24 protein-coding genes are annotated in these 20102 nt (G+C 48.0%); 9 read left to right on the top strand and 15 right to left on the bottom strand.

Annotated elements, in window-relative coordinates; translation table 11 throughout:
* Window positions 1–9: 9 nt before the first annotated feature.
* From fliE to AOA63_RS13635, 8 genes are all read right to left on the bottom strand, one after another.
* Window positions 10–312, bottom strand: coding sequence for a flagellar hook-basal body complex protein FliE (fliE, locus tag AOA63_RS13670; protein WP_053960227.1), 303 nt, complete (start codon window positions 310–312; stop codon window positions 10–12).
* Between the two features lie 7 nt (window positions 313–319).
* Window positions 320–733, bottom strand: a complete 414-nt coding sequence (gene flgC / locus AOA63_RS13665; protein WP_053960226.1) for a flagellar basal body rod protein FlgC — start codon at window positions 731–733, stop codon at window positions 320–322.
* Window positions 734–736: 3 nt separating this feature from the next.
* Window positions 737–1099, bottom strand: coding sequence for a flagellar basal body rod protein FlgB (locus AOA63_RS13660; protein WP_053960225.1), 363 nt, complete (start codon window positions 1097–1099; stop codon window positions 737–739).
* 117 nt (window positions 1100–1216) lie between these two features.
* Window positions 1217–1966 carry a flagellar motor protein MotB gene (locus AOA63_RS13655; protein WP_053960224.1) on the bottom strand — a complete coding sequence of 250 codons (750 nt, stop codon included), beginning with the start codon at window positions 1964–1966 and terminating at the stop codon, window positions 1217–1219.
* Window positions 1963–2796 (bottom strand): motility protein A, encoded by an 834-nt coding sequence (locus AOA63_RS13650; protein WP_053960223.1) that lies wholly within the window; start codon window positions 2794–2796, stop codon window positions 1963–1965. The genes AOA63_RS13655 and AOA63_RS13650 overlap by 4 nt, the downstream gene beginning before the upstream one ends.
* 41 nt (window positions 2797–2837) lie before the next feature.
* Complete coding sequence (locus AOA63_RS13645) at window positions 2838–3413, bottom strand: hypothetical protein (RefSeq protein ID WP_139061613.1); 576 nt, start codon at window positions 3411–3413, stop codon at window positions 2838–2840.
* A 97-nt stretch (window positions 3414–3510) separates the two neighbouring features.
* Window positions 3511–4683 carry a tetratricopeptide repeat protein gene (locus tag AOA63_RS13640; RefSeq protein WP_053960221.1) on the bottom strand — a complete coding sequence of 391 codons (1173 nt, stop codon included), beginning with the start codon at window positions 4681–4683 and terminating at the stop codon, window positions 3511–3513.
* Window positions 4684–4697: 14 nt separating this feature from the next.
* Window positions 4698–5156 (bottom strand): FliM/FliN family flagellar motor switch protein, encoded by a 459-nt coding sequence (locus tag AOA63_RS13635; protein WP_053960220.1) that lies wholly within the window; start codon window positions 5154–5156, stop codon window positions 4698–4700.
* Between the two features lie 443 nt (window positions 5157–5599).
* Here AOA63_RS13635 and AOA63_RS13630 point away from each other — a divergent pair, with 443 nt between their 5' ends.
* Both AOA63_RS13630 and AOA63_RS13625 read left to right on the top strand, forming a co-directional pair.
* Window positions 5600–6223 (top strand): SCO family protein, encoded by a 624-nt coding sequence (locus AOA63_RS13630; RefSeq protein WP_053960219.1) that lies wholly within the window; start codon window positions 5600–5602, stop codon window positions 6221–6223.
* Window positions 6224–6265: 42 nt separating this feature from the next.
* Window positions 6266–7192 (top strand): hypothetical protein, encoded by a 927-nt coding sequence (locus AOA63_RS13625; RefSeq protein WP_053960218.1) that lies wholly within the window; start codon window positions 6266–6268, stop codon window positions 7190–7192.
* On the opposite strand, the gene AOA63_RS13620 is transcribed toward AOA63_RS13625, so the two are convergent.
* From AOA63_RS13620 to AOA63_RS20235, 3 genes are all read right to left on the bottom strand, one after another.
* Complete coding sequence (locus tag AOA63_RS13620; protein WP_053960217.1) at window positions 7189–7569, bottom strand: FxsA family protein; 381 nt, start codon at window positions 7567–7569, stop codon at window positions 7189–7191. The two genes, AOA63_RS13625 and AOA63_RS13620, sit on opposite strands and share 4 nt — an antisense overlap.
* Window positions 7570–7644: 75 nt before the next feature.
* Window positions 7645–8823 carry an MFS transporter gene (locus AOA63_RS13615; RefSeq protein ID WP_053960216.1) on the bottom strand — a complete coding sequence of 393 codons (1179 nt, stop codon included), beginning with the start codon at window positions 8821–8823 and terminating at the stop codon, window positions 7645–7647.
* 104 nt (window positions 8824–8927) lie between these two features.
* On the bottom strand, window positions 8928–9281 hold the full coding sequence (locus tag AOA63_RS20235; RefSeq protein ID WP_242848340.1) for a hypothetical protein: 354 nt from the start codon (window positions 9279–9281) through the stop codon (window positions 8928–8930).
* 235 nt (window positions 9282–9516) lie between these two features.
* Between AOA63_RS20235 and AOA63_RS13605 the strand changes: the two genes are divergently transcribed.
* Both AOA63_RS13605 and AOA63_RS13600 read left to right on the top strand, forming a co-directional pair.
* A complete protein-coding gene (locus tag AOA63_RS13605; protein ID WP_053960215.1) occupies window positions 9517–9822 on the top strand; it encodes an MTH1187 family thiamine-binding protein in 306 nt (101 codons plus the stop codon).
* A 265-nt stretch (window positions 9823–10087) separates the two neighbouring features.
* Complete coding sequence (locus AOA63_RS13600) at window positions 10088–11152, top strand: hypothetical protein (protein ID WP_053960214.1); 1065 nt, start codon at window positions 10088–10090, stop codon at window positions 11150–11152.
* Window positions 11153–11437: 285 nt separating this feature from the next.
* Here the strand turns inward: AOA63_RS13600 and AOA63_RS13595 are convergent, their stop codons facing one another.
* The 3 genes from AOA63_RS13595 to AOA63_RS13585 are packed head-to-tail and all read right to left on the bottom strand — an operon-like array spanning window position 11438 to window position 13958.
* A complete protein-coding gene (locus AOA63_RS13595) occupies window positions 11438–12571 on the bottom strand; it encodes a hypothetical protein (RefSeq protein ID WP_053960213.1) in 1134 nt (377 codons plus the stop codon).
* Window positions 12568–13185 (bottom strand): dCTP deaminase, encoded by a 618-nt coding sequence (gene dcd, locus AOA63_RS13590; RefSeq protein WP_053960212.1) that lies wholly within the window; start codon window positions 13183–13185, stop codon window positions 12568–12570. Before dcd ends, AOA63_RS13595 begins: the two co-directional genes overlap by 4 nt.
* Window positions 13179–13958, bottom strand: coding sequence for a hypothetical protein (locus tag AOA63_RS13585; protein WP_053960211.1), 780 nt, complete (start codon window positions 13956–13958; stop codon window positions 13179–13181). Before AOA63_RS13585 ends, dcd begins: the two co-directional genes overlap by 7 nt.
* Window positions 13959–14140: 182 nt before the next feature.
* Here AOA63_RS13585 and AOA63_RS13580 point away from each other — a divergent pair, with 182 nt between their 5' ends.
* Window positions 14141–14788: a DUF1054 family protein gene (locus tag AOA63_RS13580; protein ID WP_053960210.1), complete on the top strand. Its 648-nt coding sequence runs from the start codon at window positions 14141–14143 to the stop codon at window positions 14786–14788.
* On the top strand, window positions 14785–15195 hold the full coding sequence (locus AOA63_RS13575) for a thioesterase family protein (RefSeq protein ID WP_053960209.1): 411 nt from the start codon (window positions 14785–14787) through the stop codon (window positions 15193–15195). The genes AOA63_RS13580 and AOA63_RS13575 overlap by 4 nt, the downstream gene beginning before the upstream one ends.
* Before the next feature lie 4 nt (window positions 15196–15199).
* Here AOA63_RS13575 and AOA63_RS13570 read toward each other — a convergent pair whose 3' ends face one another.
* Window positions 15200–16189: a LysR family transcriptional regulator gene (locus AOA63_RS13570; protein ID WP_053960208.1), complete on the bottom strand. Its 990-nt coding sequence runs from the start codon at window positions 16187–16189 to the stop codon at window positions 15200–15202.
* 171 nt (window positions 16190–16360) lie between these two features.
* On the opposite strand from AOA63_RS13570, the gene AOA63_RS13565 reads away from it, so the two are divergent.
* The 3 genes from AOA63_RS13565 to AOA63_RS13555 all read left to right on the top strand — a co-directional run bounded on the left by AOA63_RS13565 (window position 16361) and on the right by AOA63_RS13555 (window position 20100).
* Window positions 16361–18109 (top strand): 2-oxoacid:acceptor oxidoreductase subunit alpha, encoded by a 1749-nt coding sequence (locus AOA63_RS13565; RefSeq protein WP_053960207.1) that lies wholly within the window; start codon window positions 16361–16363, stop codon window positions 18107–18109.
* Window positions 18109–18972, top strand: coding sequence for a 2-oxoacid:ferredoxin oxidoreductase subunit beta (locus AOA63_RS13560; protein WP_053960206.1), 864 nt, complete (start codon window positions 18109–18111; stop codon window positions 18970–18972). Before AOA63_RS13565 ends, AOA63_RS13560 begins: the two co-directional genes overlap by 1 nt.
* A gap of 105 nt (window positions 18973–19077) precedes the next feature.
* Window positions 19078–20100: a radical SAM protein gene (locus AOA63_RS13555; RefSeq protein ID WP_053960205.1), complete on the top strand. Its 1023-nt coding sequence runs from the start codon at window positions 19078–19080 to the stop codon at window positions 20098–20100.
* The last annotated feature ends 2 nt before the right edge of the window (window positions 20101–20102 follow it).

The raw sequence follows: 20102 nt of genomic DNA, 5'->3' as shown, positions 1-20102 counted from the left end.
CCCCTAATCTTATCCCACAGACATATTCATGATGGTTTGATAGGCTTGCACCACGTTGTTCCGGATAGATGTTGCCACATCTAATGTGCTTTGCGCTTCGGCAATCGCCACCATGGCTCCGGTAATGGTCACTTGGCCGGTCATGGCTCCGGTAATTTGCTGATTGGCCTGGGCTTGAGTCGATTCTAATTGGTTAATCGCTCCTTTTAATAGCGCCCCAAACGTCGTGGAACCAGCACCATGGCCACCTAAAGATGACCCAGAAGGATTTAAATTAGCCAGATTGGTTAAGGTTAATCCCACAGGATTCATATCAAATCTACGCTCCCAACGTTAAGGCTTTTAAGATCATGTTTTTGTCGGCCGAAAAGGCATTCGCATTCGCTTGATAGGCTTGGGATGCTTCGGCCATATCCACCATTTGTGTCGATAAGTTGACATTCGATTCCAAAACATAGCCTTGTGCATTCGCCAAGGGACTGGTGGGATCATAAACTTTGGGAAAGGGCGCTTGGCTGGCTAAAATGGCTTTGACCACCACACCTTGGCCAATGCCACGGTAAGGCCCATTTGATGGTGCCGGGATTTGTGCCAACACCGCCGATTCACTTTGATACGGGAAGCCCGTCACCGTTTTGGTCGTAGTCGCATTGGCTAAGTTATTGGCCACGAGATCTAAACGTAAGGATTCGGCACTAAGAGCTGAGGCGGTAATATTCAAGGCATCAAACATGACTTATAACGCCCTTCCTTCGCTAACAATTTTGATTTCTGTGGTTTTATAATTAAATGCTTGCACCGCGGTTTGGTACAACAGTTGCGTCTTAGCCAAGTCCGTGGTTTGTTGCGTCATGGAGACACTGTTCAAATCGGGCTGTAAGGACATGGTGTTGACCACCACCTGGCCTTTCACCTGGGCAATGGCTGCTGGACCTTGGGCGATAGCGGCCGCTAACTGATGCTGAAAAGACAAGCTCTCACTTTTGTATCCTGGGGTGTCATAATTCGCCAAGTTATTGGCAATGATGGTTTCGGCTTTTTGAGACAAATTTAAGGTCGTGATAATACTTTGTGATGCGGTAGTGTCAAATAATCCCATGATGTCATCTCCTTACCTCAGTAACCATAACCGAATGACAATAACACAATCTTTTCCTGTGTCATGCTCCAAGAAGTCTGAAAGACTTTAAATTTGAAGGGTCAAGATGTTTAACATTTAGGGACCATTGCCAATCGCCACTTGGCCAACCGTCGAGCGAAGAATTAAGATATTCACTCGGCGATTAAGTTGGCGCCCCTGAGGCGTCTTATTGGTCGCAATAGGGTGGTAATGACCAAAAGCCGCGATCGATAGGCGACTAGGATTAATACCCGGCACATGCGCCAAAATATAGACGACATTTGCCGCCCGCGCTGCCGACAATTGCCAGTTGCTGGGATACTTGACCGTGCGAATAGGGGTCGAATCGGTATAGCCGGCAACCTCAATATCATTGGGCACAGTTTTTAGGATATTTCCCAACTGCAATAATAACGACGCCGCTTGGGGTGAAACTTTAGCCGATCCAGGCGCAAAGAGCAGCGAGGCATTCAAGCTCACTTCCACTCCCCGCTCATTGCTGGTCACAGATACGGATGAACTTAAGTGGGCCTGATTGATTTTCTGCTGCAATTCATCTTCTAGCCGGTTTAAACTCGCAAGTTCGGCATGCGTCCCCGATAATCCATTAATAATGGAAGGACCGGGCGATTTGCCAATAATGCTTTTGGAGTCAAACTGGTTTGCCAACGCTTGAGACACCAAGGAAAACTTGACCTGTTCGGTCCGGTTCATGGCATAAAGCACAATGAAAAAGGCCAGCAACAACGTAATTAAGTCGGCATAGGTAATGAGCCATCGCATCATCCCGGCATTTTCATTGCCACCGTCTTCGTTTTCTGTCTCCTTTTCCCAGATTTCGTTCATGATGCCTCCTGTGCTCCCGATTTTGCCTCGCTGTCACCCTCAGCATGAGCCGAACTATCCTGGGCTGCAGGGGATCCCGATGGACGAATAATCGTCATGAGTTTGTCTTTTAGCAAGCTAGGAGCCATGCCTTGACTGATGGCTAACAGGCCTTCAAGACTAATTTGCCGCATCAACAGATCGTGTTTGGCCTTATTCTTAAGATTCGTAGCCATGGGAAGCCACAATAAATTGGCACTCGAGACGCCATAAAGCGTGGCAATAAACGCTAGACCAATAGCTGAAGCCAAGTCGTTGGGATTACCTGATAATTCCCCTAACACATGGACTAATCCCATAATCGTACCCACAATGCCCATCGTGGGAGCATATCCGCCCGCTTGCTCAAAAATACTCGCTCCCATTTTCTGTTGGGAATAGCGGGCATAAATATCAGATTCCAGCATTTGCCGCATTAAGGTCGGGTCCGCGTTATCCACGATGAGTTGTAAGCCTTTACTCAAAAACTCATCATGGGTTAATTCAATCTCAGGCTCTAATGCCAAAGGTTGTTGACGCCTGGCAATGTCTGCATACCTGGCCAATTGGTCAATCAGGACAATGGGATCAAATTTTTTTCGCGTCAATCCCATACGAAATAATGTCGGGACTTTTTTCAATTCATCGACGGAGAAGGACACGGCAGTGGCACCGATTGTGCCTCCAAACACAATCAGTGCTGCGGTCCCTTGGAGCAAAGCCCCAGCGCGCCCGCCTTCCAAGACAAATCCGGTAACGAGCGCCAGCACTCCGAAAATAATGCCGCCTATGGCCGTGACATCTAAACGCATAGCTCCTCCTTGGGTTCATTCGTGGTCTATTCCATCCTGTTTTACATCCAAATACCGCGTTGAGCCTTTGCGATCGCCATGCGCCGTATCGAAGCATAGGGACTGGCAAACCAGTCATATTCGTCGGCCGTTACAAATTTCCGGCGAATAATCTCGCGCCGTAAACAAATGGGATCCAGCTCAATACCATTCAAATTATCGACCCCGATAAAATTTCCCGGCGACACCGTAATCTGGGGAAGCCATGTTCGTTCTTCGGGGACATATTCGGCATGAATGTCAAACATCCGGCGATTGCCAATAACTTCCCAGACCCCGGTCCATGATGGCGGTCCGAGGACAACGTGATACATACTTTCCCGATTCCGTTCCCGGTTAGGTTTGATAATGTGCTTGCAAAAAATGGGTTCCCCTAACACCGGATCGATTTGGTAGAGGACATGGTTAAGAATATATTGAATCAATTCTTCACGGGTTGGAATTAATTCACCACTGGGAAAATAACGGTCTTGTTCACGTCTTCGTCCGCGGCGCCTCGTCTTAGGCCCTTGAAAAATGGGTGTGGTCAACGGAACGACTTGACCATTTTGGAAAAAGGCCAGCGTTTTATTAACCAATGTCACCCCCCCTTCCATTCTCTTTGTCATGCACGTTTCGACAGTCTCTTTCCAATTCCTTCTTTTGCTGACAACAATTTACGAGCGAGACATGTTTTCACCGAAACAGCCATTGTTGAAACGCTTGCTCTGGCCCTTCGGTCTCTCCCATCCGTTCAAACACTTCATGGACCGTTTGCGGGGAAACAATTTGCGTCATTAACTCATATAATTCCTCCGGCTTGGCGTCGCCGAGTAAGGCAAAGAAAAATTTCCAGCCCTCACGAAAAAATGGGAAATCTTCTAACAGACGAGTCACCATCATAAAACTATCTTTGGGCCGTTTAGCAAGATGCAGTGATTGGGCCGCCCATAACAAGGCCCGGTACCCATCAGCACCAGGTTCCTGGGATTCTCGTAACCCGTAAGCTCCTGTGCCGGCTTGATAAAAATAGGTCGACGCTTCGTCAAACCGGTCCAATGCATAGAGCACGCGTCCCATGAGATAAGATCTGTCGGCATTCGGAAAACGGGCCATCAAAGACGCCAGTACTTGTAATGCCTCCTGCGGTTTCTTTAAGCCCATAAGTGCCTCGGCCATCATTGTACGTACAAGAAGGCTTTTTTCATTGTTATAAAGACTTTTCGTCCCGTCCTTTTTCAGTAATCGTAAAGCGGTCTGGAATTCCCGTGTGTCAAGAAGCCACCGGGCTCTTACCAACAAATCGATATCTTTAGCTTCACGCATAATCCCTTCAAGCCTAGGACCATGCTTTATACCCTCGCCTGTTCTCACAATAGGTATTTCGCCCTCAAGGATAGGTTCACTGAAAGCGGTGAGTTCGGGATAAGGATCGGCTTTATAAACCCCGTGAAACCCATGCCAACGCGAGAGTCTTAATATGCGAAGTTCTTTTTTTGATTCATCGCTTCCTGAACGCAGGACGGGCAGCCGGTAAGCCGCCACATGTTTACTGGTGTAATGATTCAAATCATGAAGATCCATACGGCGAATGATTTCATTTCCTTCCAGGAAAAGAATCATGTCCGTGTCTAAATCTTGTTCTCGCCGTAAAATCTGGTCATATTGCAAACGAAAAGATCCTGGCCAGTCCTGGACAATTTCAACTCCTTCACTCCAAAGCGAAAGGTCAAGTTGACGATGCCATGGCCCTAATTCCACGAACACAATCCGATTCGCCCACCCAATAAAGGGAGCACTTGTCTCTTCGATTTGGGTCTCGTCATAAGCCCAAGTATTGACAATAACCGTCCATTGATACTCGTCCATCAAATCTCCGCCTTTTAGTGAGTCAGGCGTCCCCACTTCGTCACCTGAACGCCAAACTTATTGCCAACCAGAACAACCCGTCCATACCCGACCGTTTTGCCATTCAGTTTTAACACTAAAGGCTCCATCCACCGTGTCTTAAGCGGTACCCGGGAACCAATGCCAATCTGCATAATATCCCCAACCTTTAATGGGGCTGTCCCAATTTCGGCCGTAAATCGTAATTGCAGTGAACCCAGTGGTGCCCATTTCTCAAGAATTTGGGCAGGCACCTTTACTGTATCGAAGCTGTCATGCGTTCCTTGAGCAGGAGTAGGTGCCACAGGTGTTTCAGGAACTGTTGGTTCCGTGGCAAGGTGCTCTTCCGGCACGGATTCCTTCTCTTCTGTTTCCGGCGATTTTTCATTTTCCTTAGACAAGACAGCCTGAAGCAACTTGTCAATTTCTTCTTGTGATAAGGGTTCATCACTCATCATCATCCCTCCTTCCGATTCCCTTGCGAGAAGAACATCAAGATATCTTAAAATGCGTTGTTCTTCCTAAAAATCTTGGGATTGTTTGTTTTCTCTGTGTCTGCAATATCCTAGAACATCCCCGAAAGTTTGCTTTCTCTCTAATTCGACAAAATTCCTCTTTTTACCTCAGAGAATTTCTTCATTTTTGCCTTACCGAAACGGTTTGGGTACAATAGACTTAGAGAAGAATTGTGGACGGAATCTATGTCAAGCAGGCTATGAGAGAAAACCCGGTCAAAGACCGGGTTGATCCTGGATAGCATCACAACGACTTTAGGGACGTGAAGAGAATGCAAACACCGACAGATGGTGCGAATCACAACACAGCGAATAAAAAACTCACGTAATGGATAGCTGTTGCGGGATCGCTCTTGGCGCTCTCGGCAGGATTGTGGTGGGGAATGAGAAGGACACCCCCTCGTCCTGCCACACACGCCAATGTACAACTCACGTCGCTAAAACCCTCGCAGAAGGCTAAAAAAGCGGCTAACGCGGGGATCTTAACGCCATTACAAGGAAAAATAGCTCCCAATTTCGCGCTGCCCGATCAAAACGGACAAATAATTCGTTTAAGCCAATTTCGCGGAAAAGTTGTGGTCCTTACTCCGATGGATCCCACCTGCACCACAGTATGTCCGGTGTTAGCAGGAGAAATTGTGGCAGCTAATCAGCAATTAGGCTCTCTCTCAAATCATGTTGTATTTGTGGGTTTCAACGTCGATCCGTATTGGGAATCCATCCAGTCCTTGCAAAAATTTGATCAAGAACATGGTCTAACCACCATGAAAAACTGGTATTTCGTAACCGGGACGACACCGGAGTTAGAAGCTTTGTGGCGGAAGTATTATATTTGGGTCCAGCGCTTACCCAAACAAAAAAGCGTCAACCATGCCAGCTATATCTATTTTATCGGCCCTCACGGTCATGAACGGTGGTTAGTCGGCGGATCGGCCGATAAGTCCTTAAGCACGTCATACACGGCACTCATTGTGCAATATGCTAGAGCCTTGGCCCAACATTCATGATGGTTCACATTTCATTCGTTCAAGAGTGTAGGAGGATTATCTATGACAATGCCATTTGACCGCAGACGCGCGTTAACTTATGGACTCGGAATTCTATGGATTTTTGATGCCCTATTGAAAATCCAGCCTGATATGTTTCACGCGCTGCTCATAGCTAACGTCCTAGCTCCTGCTGCCACAGATTCCCAACCTCCGTGGCTGTTTCACATCATGACAGAAGGAGCCCGTCTTTGGATTTCATTAGGCATGTTATCCAATGTCTTATTATTTATCATCGAAGCCCTCATTGGCATTCTCATTCTCAAAGGCCCCGATAGCCGAGCAGGAAGACTGGGACTGTGGGTATCCTTATTGTGGGGTGTAGTCGTCTGGATTTTTGCCGAAGGTTTAGGAGGATTGGTATCTGGTTCGCCAAGTTTTGTTCAAGGATCTCCAGGGTCTATTCCTTTTTATGCCATGGCCGCCATTTTATTGTTACTTCGTAAGGATTGGTGGACCGAAGAACATGTTTATAATCTGGCGCGTTACGGGTTAGCCATCTTTTGGTTTATCACTTTCATTTGGGAAGTGCTCCCTTCATCAGGTTTTTGGACTCCGCAGGGACTCGCAGCCCAATTTGGTGACATCACCATGAACGGTAATGAACCCACTATTCTCCAAATGGCCATAAATGCGATGGTTATTACCAGTCAATTACATCCCGTGCTGGAAAATGCCATCTACAGCGCCATCTTGTTAACATTGGCGCTCTTAAGTTTGTTCCGGCCGCAATCCCGGTGGACATGGATATTAACGGGTGCATGGCTATTCTTTATTTGGGCTATTCCTCAAGCTTTTGGTACGCTATTTAGTGGGACAGGGACCGATCCCGGAATGATCTTGCCCTTTGCCCTGCTCATTTGGACCTTACTCGGTTCGCAATTCCCTTTTATGCGGCAAAATTTTACCCACTCCAAACAAGCATCTTAACGCCAGAGCCGTTCTATGAAACGGTTGGACACCCAGCGGGCGATGAGTCTGGCCGCGCCCAAACGAATTTTCGGAATCATAAATAACAAGCCTATAATACCGGTTAGGGGTCCCGGAGTAATCATAAATGCCATGGAAATTAACAGCAATGCCCCTTCTCCTAACCGGTGAACAGGGAAACCTTCAGACGCCCATTCTCGTTTGACGGTTTCCCACCACTGTTTGCCGCTAATTTTGGCCAAGTACGCCCCTAACAGCGATGACACCAAAGTAATGCCAATGGTCCAACCCCAGCCAAGGTAATGGGCAATGAGAAATAACAAAAATAATTCCACTAACGGGACAACTAAGAAGAGAGCCAAAAGCCGTTTGAGCATTTTCAATCTCTCCTTCCCTTGTGCACATGCCTTCACGATCTGCGTCAAATGGTATCTTCTTCTAGTGTACCACGCTTAAGACTCTGTCACAGGAGGTGGAGGTAAAGGACGTCCTGGTAATCCATTAACAAGCCACCATGCAATTAATCCGGTCAAGAATGTGGCCAAGATTAATGGTGCATAAGGCCAATGCGTATAAAGAAGCCCGCCAGGTAAGGGAGCCAAGGCTCCCGCACTTTCTGTCACCAAATTAAACAGGCCATAAGCCGTTCCCGCTTCTTCACGCCGCACGACCCTTCCGACAGCCACCCCTTGCAAACCCCGTGCGGATTCGCCAGTTCCCCGAAAAATTCCGGAGATGAAGGCCCAGGTCACACTCGTGGGGGACCATAAAATGGCGAGCCAACCTAAAGTCACCAACCCGAGTCCCCATCCAATAGTGTTGGTAATCCCATATTTTTCACCGATTTTTCCCCAGATTGGTCCCGTTAAAGTTCCGCACAAAATGCCCACGCTTCCTAAATAGCCAATAGTCTGCAAGGAAAAATGACTCACTGATTTCCAAAACGGTACCACATAGGGAAAAGCCATGCCTTGAACAATCGCCAATCCCGCGGCAAACATCATCCATTGAAAAAGTCGGGGACGCCCTTTGGGAGTCCATCTGGGTCGCTGGGGCTTGAAGGATTTTTGAGGCGGATGGCTCTTAACGGGTACGATCGCCAAAGTTGAAAGGAAATATAAGAAACCGCTAAGAATAAAAACCGTCTGGTATGACCAATGCGTGGCCAAATAGGCACCAATAGGCGGTCCGACAACCATTCCCGCGCCAAAGACACTCATCACGATATTGTATGCTGTGGATAGGTGGTCGGTTTGTGCTTCTTCGACTACCACGGCTTGCAAAGCGGGTGTCGAAAACGCCGATCCAAAATACAATAAGACGCCGGGTATAAGCCATTGCCATGACGGCGCCCACGCAAATAAAAAAGGCACGGGCACCCCCAAAATCCAACCCCACAAAACAATTGTCCGGCGATCGATGCGGTCGGCCAAATATCCGCCTGGAAACACGACGAGCGCCGTGGCAATCCCGGCTATTGTCGACATGATGCCAACCGAAACGGCATTGCCTCCCAATTTCTCGATATATAATGGCCATAGAATCCCATATAATCCAAAGCCTAATCCCCACAACCCCATGGAGAGAGTTAACCACCACAGGTCATGGGTCATTCCCAATTTTTTGCCCATGTCTGTCCCTCCCCGGCATAGACAGACGTAAGATCCATACCGTCCACGTCGTGTCCTTACACCTCTACGCGGGGATAACGGAGGCTAGACCACTTCAAAAATTGTTAACGACCTTTTTGAGAAAAATTTTCTCCGAAAGCTGATTGCAACATTTTTACCGGAACCCGGGCCATGCCCTCAAGAGCCCATGTCAGTTCATCGAGACTTTTTGCCCAAGGGGAAGATCCTGCTCCCATCGTGCGGCGAACAGCACGGAACGGTGTCGCAATCACGATATCTAAATATCCCAGTTCTTTGCGAATAGCTTCATTGAGCGAATTCACCGATTCGGTAGCATATCGGTCTTGAGTTTGTGAGGATTGATGAGAAGATTCTTTGTGAGTTTGATCTTTCTCCTCATTTTGGTGCCCTTGGTTCTGATTCCCATGCTCTGAATGATATGACTTATCTTGTTCCATCTTGGTCCCTCCTTGTTCTGGGCTTATTGTCCTTGTTATAGGTAGTATGATCAGGGTCAATAACTACCATACCTAAATCCCTAGGCACCAACATTTCCCTGCGTTGAAAACCTTTGATCAGGGCAAGGTAATTTCTGATCTCTTGTCCCTATCGTGAATCTGCTCCTGGATAACAAAACAGACCAGAACAGCAGAAATCACCAACAAAAACGTGATATTAAGGAGGTATTGTCCTATGGCTATTGCGGAAATAAAGGTTTGGCCGGTCGGGACCGATGATGCCAGTGTCTCTTCTTATATTCGCCAATGCTTTCGTATCGCTGAAAATAATGAAGATGTTGAAGCGGTCTTAACGCCGACTTCAACCATTTTGGAAGGTCCTCTACCGTCAATAATGTCCGTAGCCCGAGCTATGCATGATGCACCTTTTGATCTCGGCTGTGAACGTGTGGTCACAACCATCACCATTGATGAACGCCAAGATCGTGAGGAGCACATGGAAGATATGGTTGACAGTGTTATCAATAATTTGGAGGCGTAATAGCGCTTAAGCCTTCTCTTACCGTTCCGGATATTTCGGAACGGTTATTTTACCTGCACAACTTTTTATTGTTTTAATTCTTTAACTATTGTCATCAACATTACTAGTGATAATTCACCATGTCCTTAAGATGATAAGTATGCTACCGTGGCCATAAACATTGAATTAACCTGTGAAATATAGTACTACGCGAACTTTTTCATGTCATCATAGATTTTTGGTAATGGGAATCTAAATCATGCCTAATCGCGGAGGTGGGTCCAAGATGGGATCTTTTCTGCCACCGAGCCATGAGCAAGCGACATTTTACACTCTTTTTTTAATCATTGCCGCCGTAGTTTTCATCATCGTGACCATCATATGGCTCACACGAAAACGACAACTCCTTTCCCCATTGCCTCAGAAAAACACGTTTCCTCCTGCCTATGAATGGCTAGCACGTGCATTAGGCTCGTTATGGCTGTTAGATGGCTTTTTGCAGGCCCAGCCGTCGATGATTACGCGCTTCCTTGGTGGCGTATTAGCCCCTTTAATTAGCGGACAGCCATGGCCTCTCAATATCGTGATCAAATGGTCCATGACCTTGTGGTCGTTTAATCCCGTCTTGTGGAATGAGTTGGCGACATGGCTACAAATCGGCATTGGGCTCGCCATTTTACTTGGTGGACATGGTCCATATCGTCGGATTGGTTTGTGGATCTCGGTGTTTTGGGGCACTGCCGTATGGGTTGGCGGCGAGGCCTTGGGTGGCATTTTTGTGGGTGGCAGCATACTGGAAGGCGCACCTGGTTCCGTATTACTCTATGTGCTCGCCGCCATCTTTTTATTGGCTCCGGAGCAATTTTGGCATTCCCCGCGGCCCATTAAGATGCTGCAACGGTTCATGGCTGGCCTTTGGTTTTTTGTTGCCCTGTTGCAAGCACTTCCCTCCTCTGGTTGGTGGAACCGCGGGATGTTGTCGTCTTATATTCTTAGCATGGCGGAAATGCCCCAACCTCATCTCTTTTCCTTACCTCTTTACATATGGGTTCACTCCTTGGCACAATACCCCTTGTTGTGGAATATAACACTTACTCTCACATTCTCCCTACTCGGCTTCCTATGGACATTTGCGCCAAGCTCACAATTGACCTGGTGGCTAAGTCTCTTGATCACCTTTAGTACCTGGTGGTTCGGGCAAGATTTTGGCGTTTTAGGCGGCATGGGCACCGACCCCAATACGGGAGCGATTCTCCTGGTCATCTTAATCACTTATGCACAATTGCTGAGACTTTCTTTATGGCACCGTGCAGTCGAGCAGCATACTCAGTTCAAAAAATCCGCAGGCTAGAATTAACAATCTTTCCATGACATTGAAGCCTGGCTCGGTTTTCACAAACCTCCAATGCACAAACCATTTCACGCATTGGAGTTATGGCGTTGTCAACAAGAATGTGTGGTGATGGAGATTTGTTTCGCTGGACATGGGTCACAGGCCCATCACAACCCACTATGCCACTATCACGTCATTGCCTCGACACTTGGCATTATTCCTTCTTATTATTCATTTAGCATTCCTGTCCAAAATGTTCCTGTAGAAAATCTGCCCATACCATAATCAGAACTTTTCTCTACGTTATCGGGTAAGACTTTGCTTAAGCATAGTTGATGAAACAAAATGTATTTGTCTCCAGACAAATAGAACAAATCCTGATGTCAGCAATAAATTGCGTGCCGCAAAAATATAAATGACCCAAGGAAACAATCCCGGGATCGCGTAGCCTACCGGATAGCCCAATGAGGTGAGAAGATAAGCTAAGACAAAGGATAGATTCCCTGGTTTCAGCGCTATTATGGGCGCTAACCAAATGAGGTACTGGGCGGAAAACACCTTGGTCGTGAGTAACAAGATACCCAATGTTAAAATAGCTGCCTCTACCATATCCAATGATCCCCGCCACTGAGCCCAAAACACCGCTAACCAGCTGATAATACCAACAACGGTTAGAGTGTCTCCTATGATATGCGCTAAACCGTGCGCTTTCACATCGACCGAACCAAAGGCATAAAACAGATGCGGGTGCGATAACAAAGCGGTTAAACTCGCTGCTAACGAGCCAATTTCCACAGGACGATTTAACAAGTACCGGTAAGAGGTAAAAGCTTGATGGGAAGCTAACAAGGCTTGAAAGCCGACCATAGCAAGACCAGCTAACAGGCTTAAAACCAACCTGTCCCACCGAATGCGGCGAGTCTCTCGCCATTCCGCGATAAGAAATACCGGCCAAAAAACCGCAGGAAACAATTTCAACAAAAATCCAATAACCGAAAACGTCCAGGCCCAAGACCAGTGTTTTTGTAAGGCTTGGTCAATAGCCAAAAATCCAAAAAGCGCCGCAAAAATATCATAGCGTTCGGAAAAGAGGCCAATTGTACCCAAGCTTAGATACCCTAATACTCTAATACCCCATTGTGTGCCATAACGTTTCATGCCCTTACTAAGTAGTAGAGCGAGCGCCACCAATGTCAGAAGCGCAAAACTGAATCGGTAGGAAAACGGCAGAAGCAAGGGCAACAAAAAAATAAATTGCGACATCGCGGGGTACTCTTTGGGCCAATGGTGCAACAGCGGTGGCGTTAAAGCGAGAAGGGCGTAACGGTGGTATTCGCCTACATCATTTTCTCGAAAATGGATGGCAAGCCACAATTCGACCAGGCTAAAGGCTATATAGGTAATCCAAACAGCAGTTGGTGTTTTGAGGACCCTCATGCCCTAACCCTGTCAGCACCCATGAGTTTAATAGCACGCCAATCTTGATCCAGTGACAATTTGGAGAATTCGGGACCAACAGGCCCGGTATATTTCCCGCCTTGTTGAGCGTAGGCGGCATGGCTGCCTTCCACCTGGTGAAACACGAGCTGAGCCACCCGAGTTCCTGGATATAAGTAAACCGGGGTGTCAGCCAAATTGGCTAATTCCAGAGTCAAACTGCCACGGTATCCTGGCGAAACCATTACCGCTGTCGCTACCATCAAGCCCAACCGTCCCCACGATGACCGTCCAATCACATAGGCCATCAAATCCGCTGGCACCTGGATAAACTCTAAGGTCACCCCCAAGACTAACTGGTTAGGGTGCAAAATCATTTTGTCGCCGACATCTACATGCACTCGTTCCTGATAATCGCCCGAAGATCCTGTATCCATATTCATCGGGTCAATAGGCCCCCGTGCCGATCGTTTCATCAAAATGAATTCCGTCCCTAAACGAACGTCCACCGATCCTCCCTTGATCTGCTCAGGACTCAAAAGGGGGGTAACAATAAGACGTTCCGGTAAAGATTTTTCCATACGCTCTTTTAATACTTGTTCCCCAATTACCATCGGTCCACCCCATCTCGTTTTTCCATTAGCGCCGCTCGTTGCCATTGGTCGGTTAAAATCCGTCCCTCAATGGCCTTAAAGGCTAAAAGGGCCGCTCCTGGGCGCTCAGCAGCCGGGACATAATGAAGAGCCGTCAAGACCGCCGGGACATCTTTGGGACTCTCACCGGAGGTTTCATGTGGCACGACGCCATAGGTAAGTTCCTCTAAATACATGGCGTACGCGGGCATTGACCCCAACGAAATCGTAACAAAGGGCGTCTCCGTCACGGTAACCTGCGAAAAAAATTGTCGCACCTCAGATCGGATTTCATCAAGTCCAAAATTCTGGATGTAATTTTGCCATAATACGCCGAAGAGCGTATGCAACGACGACGGCAACTGTCCTTCATAGCATGCATACAAGGCCGTCGGGCCCAGTTTTTTGACAATAGCCTCAATCCGCGTAACGTCTGACGATGCCCATAATAAACCAATAGCCGCCATGGCTAAGGGATCTTCCCCCAAATATTCGGGATAGGCGATAAACACCATGTGAGCGGTTTCCACAATATCCCATTGTAATCCGGGAGCAATCACCCATGGCTTGTCACCAGTTTTCAGATATTGCGCCATAATCTTGGCACAGGGAGTGATATTGTGCCGGAGGCGCGCTATCCACTTGGCCCTAGAGGATCCATCCATTTCCTCCAACGCGTGACGAACATTTTCGGGTAATCCGCTCGTCATGTCATCCTGCCATTTTTGCCATGCAATTTCATGCCATGATTCCACACTGATCCTCCTCAACCTTGCTAATTCGCCATCTTACCGCGATAATCCTTCCCCTTAGAATGTCACATCCTGGCAGGATATCTCGAATTTTGTGTCATCTGCCCTGCCACTGTCATTTGGCCGAGCGATCAAGCTGTGCTACCATTACCCTATACAATCTAAAATTGTAGAAAGGATCCAACATGTATCAATTCACAGGATTTACTCAAGATGATTTTAATATTTTTCTCATTCCCGAATTTCACGACCGTATGAGCGCTGTTCGAACCCGCATCCGTCCTAAACTCGCCATGATTGGAGACGATTTAGCGCCCAAATTGTCAGAACTCCTGCACCATCCTATATATCCTCATACAGCGTCTCATGCGAGACGACGGGTGAATCCGCCAGATGATACCTGGGTCTCGTTTTCGCGCAATGAACGCGGTTATAAACGGTTTGCCCATTTTGAAGTCGGCATTACCTTAGATTATGTGTTTGTCCGCTTTGTCGTCAAGCGCGAAGGCGAAGACGACAAACCCATTCTGTTACAATATCTTAAAAGTCGTGGTCGAGACGCCTTCCAACTATCCGATCCGTCGACAATTTATTGGTATAAAGACGACCACGGCGTCGACCCGTTTCCTATAGAACATATCACGGCTGAAAAAATGCAAGAGATCATTCGTCATACAGAAGTCAAAAGTCATGGGTTTACTGTCGGTGTCATCTTTGAACGAACCAATCCTATCGTCGGCAAGGCCGAACTCGTCACCCGGGCATACAATGCCATTGTCCATCTCTCTCCATTATACTTGGGCTCTGTGCCCAGCGAGGCGTTAAGCAAATGACCTGTTCATTAGACAACATCCCCGAGAACCTGACCCATGACTTAACAGCTCAGGTAACAGAGAGCATGACAGCCCAAGCCGTGGGAAATCCTACGCCAGTCCCAGTTTTGGCAACCCCGGTGCTGCTAGGACTGTGCGAAAAGGCAGCCGCCGAAGCGTTGCTCCCGTTTCTGGATGACCAATGCCTCATCGTCGGCGTCAATGTGTCCCTCACTCATCACAGTCCGACTCCTGTGGGTTCGACAGTCACCATTCACGTGAGACTCGCCTCGCGCGATGGCAATAAATTCACTTGGGACATTAGCGGCCATGATGGTTTTGGCGACATTGTCCAGGTCCGTTTAACATCGGCGGTCATATCGCAAAAAGCATTAGAACGTCGGCTCCAAGCGAAAATGCATCGGTAAGATCTTACGGTTTGCGCTCTTTGGATTCCTTTTGATGCGGGTTCCAGGGCAAAGCCGCTTCATAAGCCCGGGTTTCCCAGTACCACGGCGGCCATAACCGAGGCTCTACCTGATAGTGATCAAAAAAGGTCGTCAACAGAGCCATCAATCCCCCGCTCCGAGGGGGATCTTTGGCCAGGATTAACGATGTTGTGCGGGCCAACGGCGGCAAATTCTTCACCGTAATGGTCTCCAAGCTGCCATTGGCCAGATCCTCGGCGACGACCGATTCCGGCACAAAAGCCACCCCGAGGCCCACTTTGACCATACTTTTCACCAAATCGTGACTATTAAATTCCATCAGGACATGAGGAATAATCCCATGTTGTTCGAGGACCCCGTCCATGAAGGCTCGAAATCTCGATGGAGTTTGATAGGAAATAAACTCCATATGAGCCAATTCTTCTAAATCGAGTTCCCGAGGTAGCTTTTTCGCTTTCTCAGGACTTACCACTAAACGTACCGGATCTTGGAACAGAGGCACCGAATCGATCTGGGGATGGACAATAGGTATAGTCACCAGGCCAACGGCAATATCCTGGCGAATGACTTTGTCTAACGTATCTTGAATTTCCCCGATATGAACGCGTACTCTAAGACTCGGGAAGTTCCGGGTAAAAATGGCCAGAACTTTCGGCAGTGAAAACACGGCAATAGTAGAGACCGCTCCAAGATCAATTTCTCCCTGCCCCGGTCGTTCAATTTCAGCAATCGCTTCATAAGTTTGGTCAACCAAGGCTAAAATGCGTTTAGCATAATGGTATAACACCTCACCACTCGGAGTCAGACGCAGTCTCCGACCTTGCCGGATAACGAGGCGGGTCTGAAAAGTTTCTTCCAATGCGGCTAATTGCTTGGTCACTGCAGGCTGGGTCAACGATAATTGTTCCGCAGCTCGGGTCAAGCTGCCCGCATCAATAATCCGCACAAAGGTTTTGAGATGGGACAAAATCATGCGCGACGCCTCTCTTTAATTTATCTTCGTCATTGTACTCCAAGCGATTTTGATATTCCAATGGGTTATGTCTAGGATAAATATTTTTCATTTTCAAACTTTTTGTACCAGGTCTACAGTAAAGACAGCGCCAAATGCGTTCGACGCACCCTATTGGAGGAGGCATCTATTATGTTGGCTTGGAAGATTGGTGGAGATCAAGGCGAAGGCATTGATTCCACGGGAGACATCGTCATTCACGTCGCAAATCACTTAGGCTATTATGTGTACGGGTATAAATCTTTTTCATCCCGGATCAAAGGCGGTCATACCAATTACAAAGTGCGTATTGCCAATCATCCTATCCATGCGACCACCGAGAGAACGGATATCTTAATTGCCTTAAATCAAGAAACCATCAATCTCAATCACCGTGAACTGCACGGAGGCATTATCCTCGCTGACAGTGCGTTTTCTCCTCAACTGCCCGAGGACTCCAAGGCTTATTTAGTCCCTTTAGCCATGAGCCAAATGGCCAAAGATGCTGGCTCATTATTAATGCGTAATATGATTGCAGTGGGCGCTTCGGCCGCCCTTCTTGGATTGCCGTTAGCGGCATTTGGCCAATATATTGCCAGACGTTTTGCCAAAAAGGGAGAGAGTGTCGTAAACGCCAACCAGCGCGCTCTTTCGATGGGATATGACGCCATCATGGCACAATTTGACCAAATTCCGTCGCTTCCCGCTTTGGGTACACCTATTCCCGGTGACCGCATTGTGCTAACCGGCAATGACGCCACGGCTCTTGGAGCACTGGCTGCTGGCTGCCGGATTATGTGCGGTTACCCAATTACTCCTGCCACCGATATTATGGAAGCCCTAGCGAAGTATTTTCCCTTGGTAGGCGGCGTGGTCATGCAAATGGAAGATGAGCTGGCTTCCATCACGGCGGCCATTGGCGCCGGCTTTGCTGGGGCTCGGGCCATGACGGCCACTTCAGGCCCTGGCTTGTCGTTAATGCAAGAAGCCATCGGGCTTGCCGCTATGACCGAAACTCCGGTGGTAATTATCGATACCCAACGAGCCGGTCCGAGCACGGGAATGCCCACCAAACAAGAACAATCCGACTTGTTGGCTTTGATCTATGGAGGACATGGGGAAGCACCACGGATTGTCATTACCCCATCGTCGGTGGAAGAAGCGTTTGAAGATGCTTATGAGGCCTTTAATCTAGCCGATCACTTTCAAACCCCTGTAATCATTGCCACCGATCTTTCTTTGGCCTTGTGGCAACAAACTGTAGACCGCCAGGCTGTCGACGGGCCTCATGTCCCCATTGACCGGGGTGCCATTTATTCGGCGCAAGATCTCAGTGCCATGGCCGATTCGTTTAGACGTTATGCCTTTACCCTCGACGACATTTCTCCTCGAACCCTGCCTGGTATGTCTCACGGACAATATTTAGCAACGGGTGTGGAACATGGACAAAATGGAAAGGTCTCTGAAGATCCTATTAATCGTCAACATATGATGGACAAACGACTCAACAAAGTGCTCCAAATTCATCAACTCAGAACCCCAGTGCGGTATGAGGGGCCAGAAGATGCCGATGTGGTCTTATTAGCCATTGGATCAACCGTCGGCATCAATAAAGAGGCGAAAGAGATATTGGAAAAATCGGGGGTGCGTGCGGCGGTCGCGTGGCTACGAACCCTTTCTCCCTTTCCCAAAGATCAGTGCCAAAAACTCTTCGCCAAAGCGCGCCATATTCTCGTGGTCGAACAAAATGCCACGGGCCAAGTTGCCCATCTCCTTAAGAGCGCAGAATTATTTGATGGGCGTTACCACTCCTTATTGAAATATGATGGTGTGCCCTTCTTACCTGAAGAAGTCGCAGAAGAAACCCAAAACTTATTAACCCAACTCGAGGTGAATCACTAATGGCGACGTTACACGACTTTAAGACCCAGGAAAAGTCATGGTGGTGTCCAGGCTGTGGCGACTTCGGCGTACTCGCGGCGTTGGAAAAAGCCTTGGTAGAGGTGGGGGCTGATCCTTCGACAACCGCCATTATTGCGGGTATTGGATGTTCGGGAAAAATTGGCAATTACATCAATTCTTACAATCTGCACGTGACGCATGGACGCACCTTGCCCTCTGCCATGGGCGTCAAATTGGCCAATCGCGACTTAACGGTTCTGGCCGTCGGCGGCGATGGCGATGCTTATGCTATCGGAATGGGCCATTTTATGCATGCCTTAAGGCGCAATGTCAACATGACCTACATCGTGATGGATAATCACGTCTATGGTTTGACCAAAGGGCAAACATCGCCCACATCCGAAATAGGGTTTCATACCAAAACCTCACCCGATGGCAGTATTGATACACCTGTGCACCCTTTGATGCTAGCCGTCGCCGGCGGTGCCACTTTTGTTGCGCAGGGGTTTTCAAGTTGGCAACCCCAGTTAGCCCGTTTAATTGTCGAAGGCATAAAACATCCGGGGTTTGCGATGATTAATGTTATTTCACCATGTGTGACCTATAACCGCATTAATACTTATGAGTGGTATAAGAAAACTTTAGTCAATTTAGATGACGATCCCAGTTATCGTCCCACATCCCGGGCCATTGCCCTAGCGCGTTTGGAAGAAACCGATGAACTGGTGACAGGTCTCATCTATCAAGAACCTTCTGTTCCCTATGAAGATCAAATCCCGGGTTTTTCCAAACAACCCATTGTTCATCAAAATTGGCATGTCGATTCCACATTATGGAATCAAATTCTTGAGCATTTCGAGTAAAGCAGTTAGGACCATTTGGTCACCATCAGGAGATCCTAATGGTCCTAACCCCCTCCCGGTTTTCCCGTCATAATACAATTAGACCGCCAGGGGAGGGAACACATCATGAATTTTAATGAAGCACCACACATCATTACCTGGGAATTAACCCGGGCTTGCCAATTACATTGCCGACACTGCCGAGCTCGGGCTATTCCACGCCGTGACTTTCGAGAATTAACTTTGTCACAAATTGAGAATGTTTTAGATGATATCGCGACTATGCGGCCTAAACCCATGATTATTTTTACGGGAGGAGACCCGCTTGAACGCGACGATTTATCCGACATTATTAAAGCATCTGTTAGCCGTAAGATTCGTACGGCCATCGCCCCCAGTGTCACGCCCTCATTAACCCCACAAATTATTAAAATTTGGAAAACCCTTGGTGTCCAAGCGGTTTCCATTAGTCTCGATGGCGCGACACAAGCCGTACATGACCGTTTCCGCGGCGTGTTAGGGACGTTTGCTCGCAGTGTAGAAATCGCCGAAGCTGTGGTCAATCAAGGCATGGATCTTCAAATTAACACGTCGGTCTCCCCATTTACCCTACAAGATTTGCCCAAAATGGGTCGTCTGGTACAAATTCTCAAAGCCAAAAGCTGGGAAGTCTTTTTTGTCATTCCTACCGGCCGGGCTCGTTTATCAGAAAGCCTCGATGCCAACCATATCGAATCCTCCTTGGAATGGCTAAAAGATTACGCAAAACGCGTGTCGTTCCGGGTGACAGCCGTAGGAGCGCCGCAATTCTCCCGGGTGATGGAAAGGCCACTGGATCAAAGCCCGACCATTCGGGAAGCGCAGGGATTTGCTTTTATCAGTCATTATGGAGATGTGTTCCCATCAGGTTACTTGCCGGTATCAGCGGGTAATGTGAAACGCCAACGTTTTAGCGAAATCTACCGGGAATCCCCTTTATTCTGTGATTTGCGCAATCCCGACAAATTAGAAGGACGCTGTGGTCAATGTGCCTATCGTGCGATTTGTGGTGGCTCCCGGGCGAGAGCCTACGCCGTAACGGGTAATTATTTAGCGGAAGATCCCGGTTGTCCCGGAACCGAGCTCGCACAATCCATGCAAACCGTATAATA

This window comes from Sulfobacillus thermosulfidooxidans (assembly GCF_001280565.1).
Classification (GTDB): domain Bacteria; phylum Bacillota; class Sulfobacillia; order Sulfobacillales; family Sulfobacillaceae; genus Sulfobacillus; species Sulfobacillus thermosulfidooxidans_A.
The sequence above is the reverse complement of the archived record's forward strand: the minus strand, read 5'-3'. Positions and strand labels throughout refer to the sequence as shown.

Bases quoted from the DNA above. Each gene is read 5' to 3' on its own strand.
- fliE (WP_053960227.1), bottom strand. From the start codon at position 312: ATGAATCCTGTGGGATTAACCTTAACCAATCTGGCTAATTTAAATCCT.
- flgC (WP_053960226.1), bottom strand. From the start codon at position 733: ATGTTTGATGCCTTGAATATTACCGCCTCAGCTCTTAGTGCCGAATCC.
- AOA63_RS13660 (WP_053960225.1), bottom strand. From the start codon at position 1,099: ATGGGATTATTTGACACTACCGCATCACAAAGTATTATCACGACCTTA.
- AOA63_RS13655 (WP_053960224.1), bottom strand. From the start codon at position 1,966: ATGAACGAAATCTGGGAAAAGGAGACAGAAAACGAAGACGGTGGCAAT.
- AOA63_RS13650 (WP_053960223.1), bottom strand. From the start codon at position 2,796: ATGCGTTTAGATGTCACGGCCATAGGCGGCATTATTTTCGGAGTGCTG.
- AOA63_RS13640 (WP_053960221.1), bottom strand. From the start codon at position 4,683: ATGGACGAGTATCAATGGACGGTTATTGTCAATACTTGGGCTTATGAC.
- AOA63_RS13635 (WP_053960220.1), bottom strand. From the start codon at position 5,156: ATGAGTGATGAACCCTTATCACAAGAAGAAATTGACAAGTTGCTTCAG.
- AOA63_RS13630 (WP_053960219.1), top strand. From the start codon at position 5,600: ATGAGAAGGACACCCCCTCGTCCTGCCACACACGCCAATGTACAACTC.
- AOA63_RS13625 (WP_053960218.1), top strand. From the start codon at position 6,266: ATGACAATGCCATTTGACCGCAGACGCGCGTTAACTTATGGACTCGGA.
- AOA63_RS13620 (WP_053960217.1), bottom strand. From the start codon at position 7,569: ATGCTCAAACGGCTTTTGGCTCTCTTCTTAGTTGTCCCGTTAGTGGAA.
- AOA63_RS13615 (WP_053960216.1), bottom strand. From the start codon at position 8,823: ATGGGCAAAAAATTGGGAATGACCCATGACCTGTGGTGGTTAACTCTC.
- AOA63_RS20235 (WP_242848340.1), bottom strand. From the start codon at position 9,281: ATGGAACAAGATAAGTCATATCATTCAGAGCATGGGAATCAGAACCAA.
- AOA63_RS13605 (WP_053960215.1), top strand. From the start codon at position 9,517: ATGGCTATTGCGGAAATAAAGGTTTGGCCGGTCGGGACCGATGATGCC.
- AOA63_RS13600 (WP_053960214.1), top strand. From the start codon at position 10,088: ATGGGATCTTTTCTGCCACCGAGCCATGAGCAAGCGACATTTTACACT.
- AOA63_RS13595 (WP_053960213.1), bottom strand. From the start codon at position 12,571: ATGAGGGTCCTCAAAACACCAACTGCTGTTTGGATTACCTATATAGCC.
- dcd (WP_053960212.1), bottom strand. From the start codon at position 13,185: ATGGTAATTGGGGAACAAGTATTAAAAGAGCGTATGGAAAAATCTTTA.
- AOA63_RS13580 (WP_053960210.1), top strand. From the start codon at position 14,141: ATGTATCAATTCACAGGATTTACTCAAGATGATTTTAATATTTTTCTC.
- AOA63_RS13575 (WP_053960209.1), top strand. From the start codon at position 14,785: ATGACCTGTTCATTAGACAACATCCCCGAGAACCTGACCCATGACTTA.
- AOA63_RS13570 (WP_053960208.1), bottom strand. From the start codon at position 16,189: ATGATTTTGTCCCATCTCAAAACCTTTGTGCGGATTATTGATGCGGGC.
- AOA63_RS13565 (WP_053960207.1), top strand. From the start codon at position 16,361: ATGTTGGCTTGGAAGATTGGTGGAGATCAAGGCGAAGGCATTGATTCC.
- AOA63_RS13560 (WP_053960206.1), top strand. From the start codon at position 18,109: ATGGCGACGTTACACGACTTTAAGACCCAGGAAAAGTCATGGTGGTGT.
- AOA63_RS13555 (WP_053960205.1), top strand. From the start codon at position 19,078: ATGAATTTTAATGAAGCACCACACATCATTACCTGGGAATTAACCCGG.